Consider the following 15,224-nt stretch of genomic DNA (forward strand, 5'->3'; position numbering starts at 1 on the left):
TGTTTGATTTATTGTCTAACTATCAATATTGTGGTCGGACCACGAATAATAATAGATGAAGTGATGTCAGCCATGTATTCAAATTTACTACAGCCTCTCGATCTTGGATTTACTCAACTGCGAAACCGCGTTCTTATGGGGTCAATGCACACTGGATTAGAAGAAGACAAAAAAGGCCTAGATAAACTGGCTGCTTTTTACGAAGAGCGAGCAAAAGGTGGTGTAGGACTTATTGTTACGGGTGGATTCTCTCCAAACTTACGTGGCCGGTTAACGCCTTTTAGTGCCGAATTCAGCAAACCCAAACATGCGCAAGCTCATAAAGTGGTGACGGATGCCGTCCACAAGCATGGCGGAAAAATCGCTCTGCAACTTTTGCATGCTGGGCGTTACGCGATGCATCCGTTCGCACAAAGTGCGTCTGGCATGAAAGCGCCGATAGCGAAATTTGCACCCAGTGAAATGAGCCCGCGCCAGATCAAAAAAACCATCGATGCCTTTGCCAACAGCGCGGAACTAGCAAAATTGGCCGGTTACGATGGTATCGAAGTGATGGGTTCCGAAGGCTACCTTATTAACCAGTTCATCTGTAAGCGCACCAATATGCGATACGATGAGTGGGGAGGGAGCTATGAAAAACGTATGCGTTTTCCTCTTGAGATTGTTCGTTCTATCCGAAAATCAGTGGGTGATGACTTTATTATCATCTTTAGATTATCGATGTTGGATTTAGTTGAGCAAGGCAGCACGTTTGAAGATGTGGTGTTACTGGCTCAAAAGCTAGAAGAAGCGGGCGTAACCATCATTAATACGGGGATTGGTTGGCATGAAACAAGAATTCCGACCATTGCTACACAAGTGCCTAGAGGCGCCTTTACTTGGGTCACCGAGAAAGTAAAACCTTACGTAAACATCCCAGTGGTCACTTGTAACCGAATCAACACACCCGAAGAAGCGGAAAGAATCTTAAGCTCTGGTCAAGCGGATATGGTCTCGATGGCAAGACCATTTTTGGCCGATCCAGAGTTTGTATTGAAAGCAGAACAAAATAAAGCGCAGTTCATCAACACCTGTATTGGTTGTAATCAAGCGTGTTTAGATAATGTCTTTAAAGGGAAGCGAGCCAGTTGCTTAGTGAACCCTCGAGCGTGTCATGAGACTGAAATGGTTGTGAAACCAGCAACAGACAAAAAAAGAATTGCCGTCGTTGGCGCTGGGCCAGCAGGTCTTGCTTGTGCTACAACCCTTGCAGAGCGCGGACACCGTGTGGATTTGATTGAGAAAAATGATCGTATTGGCGGACAATTTAGGCTGGCGATGCAAATTCCGGGGAAAGAAGAGTTCAGAGAAACCATTCGATACTTTGCCAATCGAATTGATTCAACGGGTGTGAATTTGCTCCTTGATACCACCGCGACATTTGAAGACTTAGCAGAGTATGATGAAGTCGTGATGGCGTCCGGCGTTGAACCTAGAAAGGTCAACATTTCGGGTATCGATAACGCGGACAAGGTTATCGATTACCAAACGCTCATTCGCGAAAAATCCCCAGTTGGCAACAAGGTCGCGATTGTTGGGGCTGGGGGCATTGGTATTGATATTGCGACCATGATTACAGAGCCAGAAGATAATAGCCTTGAAGACTGGTTGCATGATTGGGGAATCGATAAAGAGATTGCCCATCCAGGCGGTTTGTTCCCATATCCCGCTTCTTTTAGTGATAAAACGGTTTGGGTGTTGCAGCGACGTCAGGGCCGGGTAGGCAAAGGGCCAGGAAAGACGACAGGTTGGATTCACAAAAGAACGCTTGAGAAACGTGGCGTCAATTTGCTGGGTGGGGTTCAGTATCAAAAAATCGATGATGATGGATTGCACATCGCCCTAAAAGGGGAGTCCCAAATATTGGATGCCGATAAGATTGTCATTTGTGCTGGGCAAGAATCGGTTCGCCCATTCGAAGACCGCTGGGCTGAAATGGAAGGGAAACTGCATGTCATTGGCGGCGCGGACCATGCCGGTGAGTTGGATGCGGTGAGAGCGATTAAACAGGGTGTGGAACTCGCCATACGTTTGTAATCCACATTTGTAACTCATGTTTGTCGTCATCCACAAACAGATAGCTTCATCAAAAACAAAAAATGGCGCATTAATTGCGCCATTTTTATTGTCTATTTATCACCACTGTCTTTGTATCCCGCACATTCAATACTCAAATACTCAAATACTCAAGTTTTAAGCATCTGGTTTGCGGGACCATTCTGCTAACTTTGTCTGCAGCTTAGGCAGTCAACCGCTAAAGCCGTCAATAACTGAATCGGTCAAAAATTACATCTGTCAAAAATTAAAGAATGACCGTCTTGTTTCCGTAAACAAAAACGTGGTCATTTAACACTTTGTTGAGCGCTTTGCTTAGCACATTTTTCTCTACATCTCGACCTGCTCGTGCCATGTCTTGTGCGCTAAAGTTGTGGTCGACTGGGATAACATCTTGCTTGATGATGGGCCCTTCATCTAAATCATTGGTGACAAAGTGAGCCGTTGCACCAATGATTTTTACACCGCGTTCGTAAGCTTGCTGGTATGGCTTCGCACCGATAAACGCGGGTAAGAAACTATGGTGGATATTAATGATTTTATGGTGGTATTTTTCCACAAATCCAGGGGTCAATACACGCATGTATTTGGCCAATACCAAATAATCAGCATCATATTTCTCAATCACTTCAAGCATCTCTTGCTCATGTTCTTCTCTATTGAGACCTTCATGAGAGACAGTATGGTAAGGGATATCGAAGCGTTCAGTGAGCGTTTTTAGGGTGTCGTAGTTACCGACTACCGCCGCAATGTCGACATCTAAACTGCCATCGTAGTTCTTCATTAGAATATCACCCAAGCAGTGAGACTCTTTGGTCACAAGAATAACAATACGCTTACGGGTAGAGCTGACTAAACGACGTTTTGTGCCCTCAGGAAGCGCTTGGTCAAGGTCGGCGAGCAATGTTTGATCGTTAAAGTAGCCTTCCAATTCAGTACGCATAAAGAAATGCCCACTGGTGTTATCTACAAACTCATTGTTATGGATGATATTGAGTTGATGTTTGTAACAAATATTGGTGATTTTTGAGATCAGCCCAGGTGCATCTTTGCTATGGGTTAGGAGTGTTTTTTTTTCCATTTGTGGTTTGCTTCCATTAATTATTTTTTTGGGCTTAAAACTAATTTCAGGTTCCGTGAACGGTGACGTAACCCTCAATATACCTGCTATAATTAATCTATTATCGACTATGTTTCAACAAAAGATGTTGCCAAGAAGCTAGGTTTATTCTTTGTTGTTGTCGATTCTATCGTTAGAAGTAATAGAGGTGCTGTATATGGATAAAGAATTACTAGCGCGTAAATTGTATGTTGAACGAGTCAATGCCCTTATGGGCGATTGCGAAATCAACGAAACAGTTTTGACCGAAATGTGGGAAAGCAAAGCGTCTCCTGCTGATGCTGCCAAAGCTATGCTGAATGAAGACAACGGATTCGATGGGCCAGCTTGGCTCTCTCGATACCTCAATAGAAAATAAGCCCTCCTAAGATTTAGCAAACACCTCCGGCGAGGATCACAATCTGATTCGCGCCGGCTCACTAAAACTGACATAATCTATCCATCTCTTTTTGCCAGTTTATTCACATGATTCTAAAAACCTTCTCTGCTGATGGTGCGCTGGGTAAAGCGATTCCCGGTTTTCAACCACGGCAACCCCAACTCGATATGGCGCAAGCTGTCTATGAGGCAATTGCACAGCAGAGTCAACTGGTCGTTGAGGCGGGTACGGGGACAGGCAAAACTTTTGCGTATCTTGTTCCCGCATTGCTCAGCGGTAAGAAAGTGATCATCAGTACTGGATCTAAAAACCTTCAAGAACAACTCTTTCACCGAGACTTACCATTAATGGTTGAAGCCCTTGGATTTTATGGTCAAGTGGCGCTGCTTAAAGGTCGTTCCAATTATCTCTGTTTAGATCGCTTGAGTCGTCAAATGGTCGAAAGCCACACCAATACCGCAGATCCTACGTTACTCACTCAATTAATCAAAGTGCGCAGCTGGGTATCGCAAACTCAAAGTGGTGATTTAGGGGATTGTGATGAAATCGCTGAAGACAGCCCGATAATTCCGACCATCACATCAACCAATGACAATTGCCTTGGAAAAGAGTGCCCAAGCTATACAGATTGTTTTGTACTCAAAGCCAGAAAAAGAGCGATGGATTCAGACGTTGTGGTGGTGAACCATCACTTGTTTCTTGCCGATTTGGCTATCAAAGAGACAGGTTTTGGAGAGCTGATCCCAGAGGCGGAAGTGTTCATTTTTGATGAAGCGCACCAATTGCCAGACATCGCAAGCCAATATTTTGGTCAGTCAGTGTCAAGCCGGCAGGTTCAAGAGTTGGCTAAAGACATAGAAATCGCGTATCGAACAGAAGCGAAAGATATGCGACAGCTGCAAAAAGTGGGCGACAGTCTCGTTCAATCGGCCATGGATATGCGGATTGTTCTTGGCGACGCGAACTTTCGCGGTAACTGGCGTGAAGCGGTGGGCTCTCCAATAATAGCTCGCGAATTACGCCGTTTACAAGACGCATTAGATTTTGCTATTGAAGTGCTAAAACTCGCATTAGGTCGAAGCCAATTGCTTGATACCGCCTTTGAACGTGCCAATCTCATCAAGGCAAGACTTGAACGCGTCTGTGATGTGTCGATAACGGGTTATTCCTACTGGTTTGATACCACGCCGCGCCACTTCACTCTGCACATTACGCCGCTTTCGGTTGCCGATAAGTTCCAAGAACAAATCGAGCAAAAACAGGGCGCCTGGATTTTCACTTCGGCTACGCTCGCGGTTAACGAAGACTTCGGTCACTTTACTTCGCGTCTTGGCATCGAACCCAAGCAAAAACTGGCCTTGCCAAGTCCGTTCGATTACCAAACTCAAGCTAAACTTTGTGTACCTCGCTACTTGCCTGAGCCCAATAGCCCAGGGATGGCCGATAAACTGGTTGAAGTGCTTGGGCCTGTTATTGAAGAGAATCAAGGACGCTGCTTTTTCTTGTGTACCTCACACAGCATGATGAGAGAGCTTGGAGAACGATTCAGAGAAACATTAAGTGTGCCGGTGTTGCTTCAAGGTGAAACCAGCAAGCAAAAAACGTTAGCCGAATTTATGGAATTGGGTAATGCATTACTGGTTGCAACGGGGGCATTTTGGGAGGGGATAGATGTTAGAGGAGACGCATTAAGCTGTGTTATCATCGACAAATTACCCTTTACTGCCCCTGATGACCCATTATTAAAGGCACGTATTGAAGATTGTCGCGAGAAAGGGGGCGATCCTTTTGCACAAGTCCAACTGCCAGATGCGGTCATTACTTTGAAGCAGGGCGTCGGGCGTTTGATACGAGATAAAAAAGACCATGGTGCGTTGATTATCTGTGACAATCGCCTAGTCACCAAAGAGTATGGCCGGCTGTTTTTAGCCAGCTTACCGCCAATTCCTAGAACGCGGGATTTAGACAGTGTTCAAGCTTTTTTACGAGGGCTTGACCAACCAACACCTAGTGATATGAATAACCAAGCTAGTGACATTAATTAAATAGATAGAGACATCAATGAGTGTGAAAATTCTTGCTTTAGATACCGCAACCGAAAACTGTTCTGTTGCCCTTATTGTTGGCGAACGCGTATTCGCAAGAAGTGAAGTGGCGCCTAGAGACCATACCAAGAAGATTTTACCTATGGTTGATGACGTATTAAAAGAAGCAGGCCTTACCCTGGGAGAACTTGATGCGCTTGCTTTTGGCAGGGGGCCAGGTAGCTTTACCGGAGTGCGTATTGGCATTGGTATTGCACAGGGTTTAGCATTTGGTGCGGAATTACCGATGATTGGTATTTCAACCTTAGCGGCGATGGCACAAGGCAGTTACCGCAAGTATGGCTATAGCCAGGTTGCTTGTGCTATTGATGCTCGAATGAGTGAAGTGTATTGGGGGCGATACAGCCGTCAAGAAAACGGCACTTGGCTAGAAACCGATGCCGAATGCGTGATTGCACCGGATGAATTGGTCAAACAGGTTCCAAGTGATGATGCTATTTGGAATGCCGCGGGCACTGGTTGGGATGCCTATGAAGAAGCATTACAAGCACTGCCTTTGGATCGAGATAATGAAAAAGGTGTGGTGTTGTATCCTGAAGCGGTTGATATCGCTTATCTGGCTCAGATTGAATGGAACAATGGCAATACGGTAGACGCTGAGAATGCAAGCCCCGTTTACCTACGTGATAAAGTCACTTGGAAAAAGCTACCGGGTAGAGAATAAACACTCGTCAGTCAACAACCGAGATAAGGCTAGCGTGCTAGCCTTTAAAAAGGAACAGTATGGTATCGATAAATGGTTTACCTCCTTCGATTGTCCCGGGCAGTACTAAAACGAACAAGACGAACAAGAAAAATGAGGTAAAAAAAGGGCAAGTCAACACATCGGTTGGTCAACCTACTCAGGTCGCGAATGCCGTTGCGAATTCAATTCGTCATGTCAACGAATCAGACATCCATCGCGCCCAAGTTCAATACGATTTACCTGAGGGGCAAAGTCGAAAAGCCATGCAAGAATACTTATCTGTGATGACTCAATCTAAGCGAGATGAACTTGCCAAGCTGCTTGGTGTCGATATCTATATCTAACGTTGTTTTCTCTCTTCATTAAAGAGCTCACTATGAATCTATTATTCTCAAGATCGCTCCTAAGCTCGTTCTCTGCGTTGTTCTCTGTATTGTTACCAAGAGTAAGAGTGGTCACCATTTTTGTGGCAATGTCATTGTTGAGTGCGTGTTCAACGTTGCCTGAATCTCTTAGTACTGCCCCTGAGGAAACGGTGATTTCAGACTACTCTGTTTGGATGAATGCCGAACCTCAAACCGGGCAGTTAGTGCGTCTTGGTGGCGTTATTGCGAGCACCACCAACCTGGCGAATAAAACACGCATTGAAGTGGTGAATTTACCGATTAACTCATCAGGGAAGCCAGATATTAATCTAGCGCCTAACGGTCGGTTTGTTGGGTATATCGATGGTTTTGTAGAGCCACTGGCGTATCAAAAGGGCCAGCTGATTACCGTCTTAGGGCAAAGTGATAGCCATGAAAAAATCATGGTGGGTGAATTTGAACAAGTGGTACCGGTTATCAGTATCACTGGGCATCATTTATGGAAAATTCAAGAAAGAGTCGTTATTGATGAAGTGAGGATTTCCCCATATTCATGCTTTAGCCTTTATTGTCGTCAGGTGGAATTTTCTCCTCGTCACGGAAGAGTGATCCAAGAAGTTAGATAGCGTCGATTGGGATAAATAGAAGCGGATTGACTTGGTTCGTTTTAGGCATAACTGTTCGTTTAGGGTATGACTGTTCGTTTAGGGCATAATTATTAGTTTAGGGCTTAACCATGCGCCACAATACAATCAATATTGCCGACGGAGAGATCGCCACTCTGGAGTTAGGGTGCGCCGAAACTGCGCATACCACCGTTGTATTTGTTCATGGTTGGCTTGATAACGCAGCCAGCTTTAGTTCTATCCTACCTATGCTAGCCAATCTTGATTACGGACTGCATCTTTGCGCCATTGATCTTCCCGGGCATGGTTTGTCTAGCCATAAGGGAGCGGGCAATTTTTACCCATTTCATGACTACATCGATGATCTTCACCAGATATTGACTACTTTGTCATCAAACAGGTTGGTGTTGGTGGGACATTCACTTGGTGCATTGATAGCAAGTTGCTATAGTGCTGCGTTTCCTGAACACGTTGCAGGATTGGTTCAGATTGAAGGCTTTGGCCCTCTTGCTGAATCTGCCGACAAAAGCGTCGAACGATTACGTCAAGGCGTGCTAAGCCGACAAAGACTTAGACGCAAACCCAAAAGAACGATAAGTAATCTAGAAGAGATGACCATGCGTCGGGCAACCCTCAATGGGCTCGATACCCGCTTAATCAGACCCGTGGTTGAGCGTGGAATGATTTGCCACCGGGGAGAGTGGCATTGGCGACACGATAGCCGATTACAAAGTGATTCGTTATATCGTATGTCACTGGAACACGCCGCCGCCGTGATTCAGAAGATTCATTGCCCTCAATTGGTTATTTTGGGGGATCAAGGATATGCCCATTTAAAAGACTTACTGCGCATTTCGAATCCGTTGGACGACGTTGAGGCAATGACTAAAGTGAGTGTTGAGGTCACCAATGGGGCTCATCACTGTCATTTGCAGTCGCCTTCTAGTGTCACCGCTCTAATATTTGGTTTGCTTAACAAAATTTAAACAAGTGTTTGAGTGTTACGTGCTCAAGTGCTTTGGCTGTGCTGTAATAGACGAATAATAATAACGGTCAATCAGCTTGCCGATAATGAGGAACAATACCGTGGAAAAACCTTGGCTCACACGCTACCCAACAGACGTACCTGAAAACATTAACCCTGATCAGTACGCATCTCTCGTTGAGATGTTTGAACAGTCGGTGCAAAAGTTTGCCGATCAACCCGCCTTTATGAATATGGGCTCGGTGATGACATTCCGCAAACTTGAAGAGCGGAGCCGTGCTTTTTCAGCGTACCTACAAAATGAACTTAAGCTAAAAAAAGGCGATCGTGTCGCACTGATGATGCCAAACCTGCTTCAATATCCAGTCGCGCTATTTGGTGTATTGAGAGCCGGTATGATTGCCGTTAATGTGAACCCACTTTACACCCCACGAGAGCTCGAACATCAGCTAAATGATGCCGACGCAAAAGCCATAGTGATTGTCTCTAACTTTGCGAATACCCTAGAGCAGGTTGTCGACAAAACACCAGTGAAGCATGTGGTATTGACCAGTTTGGGTCAAATGCTCCCTCGCGCAAAAGGGACCATTGTTGATTTTGTGGTTAAGTACGTAAAAGGCATGGTACCGAAATACAATTTGCCGGGTGCTATTTCTATGCGTCAAGCTCTTCACAAAGGACGCAGACTTCAATACGTGAAGCCTCATATGTCGGGTGAAGATATCGCATTCTTGCAATACACGGGTGGTACGACCGGTGTTGCTAAAGGGGCGATTTTGACCCATCGCAATATGATCGCCAATGTCATGCAGGCAAAAGGCGCGTATGGTCCCGTATTGGCAGACGGTCGTGAACTGGTTGTGACTGCACTACCGCTTTACCATATTTTTGCGCTTACAGTGAACTGTTTACTATTTTTGGAAATTGGTGGAAGCAACCTTCTTATCACCAATCCACGAGACATTCCGGGCTTTATTAAAGAGCTTCAGAAATATCAGTTCACTGCGATCACAGGCGTAAACACGTTATTCAATGCGTTAGTCAATAATGAAGACTTTAACGAACTCGATTTCAGCAATTTACGATTGTCTGTTGGTGGCGGCATGGCGGTTCAACGCGTCGTGGCCGAAAAATGGAAGAAGATATCGGGTTGTTACTTACTGGAAGGTTACGGCTTGACAGAATGTGCCCCACTGGTGGCGGCATACCCTTACGACCTGACTGAGTACAATGGTTCTATTGGCCTACCGGTACCGTCGACGGAAGTTCGTATTGTGGACGACGAAGGCAAACTACTGGCAAATACGGAAGTTGGGGAACTGCAAGTTCGAGGCCCACAGGTTATGCAAGGCTACTGGCAGCGTCCGGAAGCAACCAAAGAGGTGATTAACGCTGAAGGTTGGTTATCAACCGGTGATATCGTTAAGTTCGATGATCAAGGCTTCCTACATATTGTTGACCGAAAGAAAGACATGATTTTGGTGTCTGGCTTTAACGTCTATCCAAATGAGATTGAAGATGTTGTCGCGTCTCATGGCAAGGTATTAGAAGTGGCGGCGATAGGCCAAGAGCATGAAGTATCAGGCGAAATAGTGAAAATCTATGTTGTGAAGCGTGATCCTAGCTTAACCAAAGAGGAAGTGATTGCTCACTGTCGTGAACAGCTGACAGGTTATAAAGTCCCTAAGTTGGTGGAGTTTAAAGAAGAACTACCGAAAACGAACGTCGGTAAAATACTGCGTCGTGTTTTACGCGAAGAAAATGATGCTCAATTAGCTCAAAGAGAAAGTGCGTAATAACCCAGATCTCTGGCGATAACTTGTCAGAAACTTAATTGGGAATAGTGTTAGAATGCCGACATTACTGTCGGCATTTTTATTGCCTCTACAAAACATTAGCGAGTACTTTGTGAACTATCAAATCATTACCCAACCGTCCGATTTAGAGCGTGTCTGCCAACAAGCACAGCAGTCTGATGTTGTGATGCTTGATACAGAGTTCGTGAGAGTTCGAACTTTTTACCCTTTATTGGGCTTAATCCAGTTGTTCGATGGAGAGCAGTTGTCTCTGATCGATCCCACGGTTTTCGATGACATGTCACCATTCGTTGCCTTGTTGAAAGATACTTCTGTACTTAAAGTTCTGCACGCTTGCGGCGAAGATCTTGAGGTGTTCCAGAATGCTTTTGGTTGCACGCCTTTTCCAATGGTCGATACTCAGATTATGGCGGCGTTCTTGGGGCATGGTTTGTCAACGGGGTTTGCAAGCCTCGTTAACGAGTATATTGGTGTTGAATTGGATAAAAGTGAGTCACGTACGGATTGGATGGCACGACCATTGAGTGTTAAGCAGCTTGAATACGCGGCCGCTGATGTTTTTTATCTCTTACCTCTGTATGAAAAGCTTCAAGAACAAACCATGCATGCTTGTTGGTGGGATGCAGCGTTAGAAGAGTCTGCCCATCTGGTGAGCAAACGAATTAAAGACCTTGATAGCAATAACGTTTATCGCGAAATCAAAGGGGCATGGCAGTTGAAACCGAAGCAGCTTGCCATCTTAAAACCGTTAGCGACATGGCGTTACCAAGAAGCAAAGAAACGAGATTTGGCGTTAAACTTTGTTTTTAAAGAAACCGACTTATTGCTGGTTGCCCGCGATGCTATAACCAGCACACAGCAGATGGAGCAAGAAGGGATCGATTTTCGTTCGGTACGTCGACATGGGGCGCGTTTAGTGAGCATGGTTAAATCGGCTCAGCAAACCCCAGAAGATGAATATCCAGCAGCTATAGACCGCTTAATGGACCACCCTGGATATAAGCAGCTATTCAAACATTTAAAAGATGAAGTCAAAAAAGCCTCGATTCAATCTGGGCTGGCCACTGAATTTTTAGCGTCTAAAAAACAGCTGAATCAGTTACTGAGTTGGGTATGGAGAAATGACCGGGATCCGAGTCGATTACCGGATGTGATGCAAGGTTGGCGACTTGAATTGATGGGAGAAAATCTCAACAAATTGGTTAAGTAGCGAAAGTCGTGAGTATCAACCGATCGCTGATGCAGCGGAGCGTTGTATTACTTTGTAGATAAGTAAATAATCAGATAATCAGATAATCAGATAATCAGATAATCAGATAATCAGATAATCAGATAATCAGATAATCAGATAATCAGATAATCAGATAATCAGATAATCAGATAATCAGATAAGCAAATAAGCAAATAAGCAGTAAGGCAGTTAACGTTCCAAAGTGGGGGCAATGGAACGTTAAGCGCATTAGATGGGCTTCATGGTGCAGGTGGTAGAAGGATTAACGAAATGAAATGTTAGGCGACGTCGAGTGCCTCATCATCCATTGAATAATCAGACTCCATCAATGACATTTGAAACTTGGTGCGACTATTAAGGGTATGAAATGACTTTCGATCCCGTGCCAATCGAATGTATTTTAGCCATACATGTTCAAGTTTAGTTTTCGCTTTAGCTGGGTGTTTAAGAACCTTTAAAAAGTGTTTTTCGTCTGCGTTTTCAGGCAGTAATTCACCACTTTCAAGCGCTAGCATAGTTTCACCAAACGTCATTAAGAGTTCGTTTTCAAGTAAAGTGAAATCACCTGACTTGGCAAACCCTCTGGGAAACTTAACCATGTCGAAAAACCGTTTTTTACCGTGGCGAAATTGAATGTCAGTCATAGAGACCTCAGAAAGCAACAAATAATGATGGAAAGAGGCTTAAAAGACACGCTGTCATTTAAGCGCCTATTAACTTCAAAGGAAGAATAGGATATTGAAGTTAATGATGAAAACGAATTGTTTTTGTCGAATGGATAAAAATTTTTTATGATTTTCTGGCCGTTTACACCCCAGTGAAACAGGTGGTCGTGCCGTATAATTCTTTTATTTTAAGTGTGAACAAACTATGGATGTGAAAGTATTTCAGACCTTTTTAGAAGTTGCCAAAGAAAAACATTTTGGGCGAGCTTCTGAAAACCTATATATCACTCAGGCAGCAGTGAGTGCTCGAATTAAACAGCTCGAAGAGTATTTTGACGTTAAACTGTTTATTCGTCACCGTAACAACATCCAACTGACTTCTGCGGGCCAGCGCTTGTTGGGTTATGCCGAAACGATGGTTTCCACCTTAAAGCAAGCCAGTTTTGAACTGTCACTTGAGAGTAATAAAACCAAACAGTTGCTCATTGGTGGGACGCCCAATATCTGGGATGCGTACTTACAAAATGGTTTAAGTGTATTAACCGGCTCACTGGATGGTTATGGTTTTTCGGCAGAATCTTTAGGCCGTGAGCAGCTGCATAGAAATTTACTTGAGCATTCTCTAGATATCGCGTTTTCTTTTGACCCATTTAAATTAGAGGAATTCTGTAATCATCAAATAGCAGAGCTGACCCTGATTTTGGTCTCGACAGAGCCGTCATCAGCTGAGAGCGCCTTTAGTAATAAATACGTGTATGTTGACTGGGGGACTCGTTTTACTTTCGAACACGCTGACAGACACCCCAATATCCCAGCCCCTTACCTGAGAACATCGACAGGTAGAATCGCCCTCGACTTTATTTTAGAGAAAGGTGGATGCGCCTATTTACCGTTGTCTTTGGCGGAGCCGTTCCTTGAGGCTGAGCAGTTATACCGAGTTGAAGAGACCGATGAGTGGTCGCGCCCTATTTATATGAATTATAGAAAGAACAGTTATGTGGTTGAGTCTATTGAACGAGTCCGAGCACTCGTCGATACCATTAAGCCAACCAGCTCCTACCTTGTGCAGCAAGTCGGTGAAGGCATGGAGTAAGGTTCGCTCTCCAAAATATTCGCTCTCCAAAATAAAAGATGAAGCCTGTCGAGGGGACGTTTCGGAAAATACATAAATAAAAGCCTCTAACAAAAGAGGCTCATAAACAGGACACAACAGCATTGAAACAATCACGGGCTAAGTGGCTAGTTTACTATTGAACTAAGTAACTAAGTAACTAGGTAACTAGGTAACTAGGTAACTATGTAACTGAGTAAGTAACTAAGCGACTGAGCTACCCGTTATTTTTCTTCATCTGGAAGCTTTACATTCAGCTCAAGCACTGAGATGTCATCATCTTTATGCTCAAAGCTTAACTCAACCATTGAAGGATCCACTTCCACGTACTTTGCAATCACCTTAAGAATATCTTCTTTTAATTGTGGTAAGTACGAAGGCGAAGGATCGTTGTGGCTACGTCGTTCGGCCACAATAATTTGTAAGCGCTCTTTGGCTAAATTGGCCGAGTTCTTTTTTTGAGGGCGGAAAAATTCTAACAATGACATGTGCTTAACCTCCGAATAGTCGCTTAAAGATTCCTTTCTTTTCCTCGACTATAAAGCGGAATTCCACTTGTTCGCCGAGTAAGCGCTCTACTGTATCGTTATAAGCACAGCCTGCATCTGACTCTTCATCAAAAATCACAGGGACACCTTTGTTCGACGCATTGAGAACGGCTTGGCTCTCAGGGATAACCCCAAGAAGTGGAATGTGCAGAATTTCTTCCACATCTTCCACACTGAGCATTTCGCCCAATGTAACACGCGCTGGATTGTAACGAGTGAGCAATAAGTGCTGCTTAACTGGTGGCAAGCCTTCTTCTGCGCGACGAGATTTAGAATCCAGGATGCCAAGAATACGGTCAGAATCTCGAACCGAAGACACCTCTGGGTTAGTGGTAACAATGGCTTCATCGGCAAAGTACAGCGCCATGAGAGCGCCTTGCTCAATACCTGCTGGTGAGTCACAAATAATGAAATCAAACCCCATTTCATCTAACTGATCGAAGACTCTGCGCACACCTTCTTTGGTTAAAGCATCTTTATCACGAGTTTGTGATGCAGGCAAAATGAACAGATTTTCCGCTCTTTTATCCTTGATTAACGCTTGATTTAATGTCGCTTCACCATTGATCACATTAACAAAGTCATAAACGACACGGCGTTCACAGCCCATGATCAAATCAAGATTTCTTAAACCAATATCAAAGTCGATAACAGCGGTTTTTTGTCCTTTAAGTGCAAGTCCTGATGCGATGGCGGAACTTGAAGTCGTTTTACCTACGCCACCTTTACCTGACGTGACAACAATAATGCGAGCCATGGTTTTTCCTTTTTAATTATAGTGTGAGTGTTTCAAGCGTCAGTGAATCATTATCCATGCTGATCATAACTTTCTTCTGCCAAAACGTCTCTTCAATCTTGTCGCTCAACCAATAGTTCCCTGAGATGGACACCAGTTCAGCTTGTAAATCGTTGCAAAATATTCTTGCTTGTTGTTGCCCATTCGCACCAGCAATGGCGCGCCCACGAAGTGTGCCGTGAATATGGATAGAACCATCGGCGATAACTTCTGCACCGGCACTTACATGGTTTAAAATGACTAAGTCGCCATCCTTTGCATACACCTGTTGCCCTGAGCGCACGGGGGTACGGATTACAGTGGGCGGGGCCATCTGCGCGGGTGCTTGCGATCGTGTATTGGTCGCGGACATGACCGCAAACCCAGCATCGGTTGCTAGGTTTTGAAGTCGCTTATCTTTACTGCCGGTGATCCCGACCGGAATCATTCCAACCTCTTCAATGCCCATTTTTAATGCGGTGAAATCGATATCACCTTCGACTTTCGCAATATTGATAACAACGGGAGCGGATGTGAAGAAAGCAGGGGCTTGCGACACTTTTTCTTTAAGAAATGTAACTGTTTTAGTGACTTCGTTATCAGAAAGATGTAACACTGACAAAGTGAAGCTGCTGCCTTTTAAATCGGGAGTATTGGACATTATATTTTTCTGCCTTTACTGAAGCGGCATTGCCTGAAGCTAAGGGTCTCATGTTAT

The 15,224-nt window shown here is 44.5% G+C and carries 15 protein-coding genes; 10 read left to right on the forward strand and 5 right to left on the reverse strand.

Going from position 1 to position 15,224, the window contains the following annotated elements:
* Positions 1-63: 63 nt before the first annotated feature.
* Positions 64-2,076, forward strand: coding sequence for an NADPH-dependent 2,4-dienoyl-CoA reductase (locus QF117_RS11535; RefSeq protein ID WP_282389058.1), 2,013 nt, complete (start codon positions 64-66; stop codon positions 2,074-2,076).
* Positions 2,077-2,341: 265 nt separating this feature from the next.
* On the opposite strand, the gene purU is transcribed toward QF117_RS11535, so the two are convergent.
* Positions 2,342-3,175 carry a formyltetrahydrofolate deformylase gene (purU, locus tag QF117_RS11540; protein WP_017033998.1) on the reverse strand — a complete coding sequence of 278 codons (834 nt, stop codon included), beginning with the start codon at positions 3,173-3,175 and terminating at the stop codon, positions 2,342-2,344.
* 196 nt (positions 3,176-3,371) lie between these two features.
* On the opposite strand from purU, the gene QF117_RS11545 reads away from it, so the two are divergent.
* The 8 genes from QF117_RS11545 (at position 3,372) to rnd (ending at position 11,386) form a co-directional block, all read left to right on the forward strand.
* On the forward strand, positions 3,372-3,572 hold the full coding sequence (locus QF117_RS11545) for a hypothetical protein (RefSeq protein WP_282389059.1): 201 nt from the start codon (positions 3,372-3,374) through the stop codon (positions 3,570-3,572).
* A gap of 107 nt (positions 3,573-3,679) precedes the next feature.
* Complete coding sequence (locus tag QF117_RS11550) at positions 3,680-5,638, forward strand: ATP-dependent DNA helicase (protein ID WP_282389060.1); 1,959 nt, start codon at positions 3,680-3,682, stop codon at positions 5,636-5,638.
* A 16-nt stretch (positions 5,639-5,654) separates the two neighbouring features.
* Positions 5,655-6,362, forward strand: a complete 708-nt coding sequence (gene tsaB / locus QF117_RS11555; protein ID WP_282389061.1) for a tRNA (adenosine(37)-N6)-threonylcarbamoyltransferase complex dimerization subunit type 1 TsaB — start codon at positions 5,655-5,657, stop codon at positions 6,360-6,362.
* A gap of 59 nt (positions 6,363-6,421) precedes the next feature.
* The gene (locus tag QF117_RS11560) at positions 6,422-6,727 is read left to right on the forward strand and encodes a chromosome partitioning protein ParA (RefSeq protein ID WP_282389062.1); all 306 of its coding nucleotides are present in this window, start codon (positions 6,422-6,424) and stop codon (positions 6,725-6,727) included.
* Positions 6,728-6,759: 32 nt separating this feature from the next.
* Complete coding sequence (locus tag QF117_RS11565) at positions 6,760-7,374, forward strand: Slp family lipoprotein (RefSeq protein WP_282389063.1); 615 nt, start codon at positions 6,760-6,762, stop codon at positions 7,372-7,374.
* A 110-nt stretch (positions 7,375-7,484) separates the two neighbouring features.
* Positions 7,485-8,360, forward strand: coding sequence for an alpha/beta hydrolase (locus QF117_RS11570; protein ID WP_282389064.1), 876 nt, complete (start codon positions 7,485-7,487; stop codon positions 8,358-8,360).
* A gap of 100 nt (positions 8,361-8,460) precedes the next feature.
* Positions 8,461-10,155, forward strand: a complete 1,695-nt coding sequence (gene fadD, locus QF117_RS11575; RefSeq protein WP_282389065.1) for a long-chain-fatty-acid--CoA ligase FadD — start codon at positions 8,461-8,463, stop codon at positions 10,153-10,155.
* 112 nt (positions 10,156-10,267) lie between these two features.
* The gene (rnd, locus tag QF117_RS11580) at positions 10,268-11,386 is read left to right on the forward strand and encodes a ribonuclease D (RefSeq protein ID WP_282389469.1); all 1,119 of its coding nucleotides are present in this window, start codon (positions 10,268-10,270) and stop codon (positions 11,384-11,386) included.
* Between the two features lie 299 nt (positions 11,387-11,685).
* Here rnd and QF117_RS11585 read toward each other — a convergent pair whose 3' ends face one another.
* Complete coding sequence (locus tag QF117_RS11585) at positions 11,686-12,051, reverse strand: DUF413 domain-containing protein (RefSeq protein ID WP_282389066.1); 366 nt, start codon at positions 12,049-12,051, stop codon at positions 11,686-11,688.
* 226 nt (positions 12,052-12,277) lie between these two features.
* Between QF117_RS11585 and QF117_RS11590 the strand changes: the two genes are divergently transcribed.
* Positions 12,278-13,165: a LysR family transcriptional regulator gene (locus tag QF117_RS11590; RefSeq protein WP_282389067.1), complete on the forward strand. Its 888-nt coding sequence runs from the start codon at positions 12,278-12,280 to the stop codon at positions 13,163-13,165.
* 242 nt (positions 13,166-13,407) lie between these two features.
* Here QF117_RS11590 and minE read toward each other — a convergent pair whose 3' ends face one another.
* The 3 genes from minE to minC are packed head-to-tail and all read right to left on the reverse strand — an operon-like array spanning position 13,408 to position 15,167.
* Positions 13,408-13,671 carry a cell division topological specificity factor MinE gene (gene minE / locus QF117_RS11595; protein WP_017033986.1) on the reverse strand — a complete coding sequence of 88 codons (264 nt, stop codon included), beginning with the start codon at positions 13,669-13,671 and terminating at the stop codon, positions 13,408-13,410.
* A gap of 4 nt (positions 13,672-13,675) precedes the next feature.
* Positions 13,676-14,488, reverse strand: coding sequence for a septum site-determining protein MinD (minD, locus tag QF117_RS11600; RefSeq protein ID WP_017033985.1), 813 nt, complete (start codon positions 14,486-14,488; stop codon positions 13,676-13,678).
* A 16-nt stretch (positions 14,489-14,504) separates the two neighbouring features.
* Positions 14,505-15,167: a septum site-determining protein MinC gene (gene minC, locus QF117_RS11605; protein WP_282389068.1), complete on the reverse strand. Its 663-nt coding sequence runs from the start codon at positions 15,165-15,167 to the stop codon at positions 14,505-14,507.
* Between the last annotated feature and the right edge of the window lie 57 nt (positions 15,168-15,224).

This window comes from Vibrio sp. YMD68 (assembly GCF_029958905.1).
Lineage (GTDB): Bacteria > Pseudomonadota > Gammaproteobacteria > Enterobacterales > Vibrionaceae > Vibrio.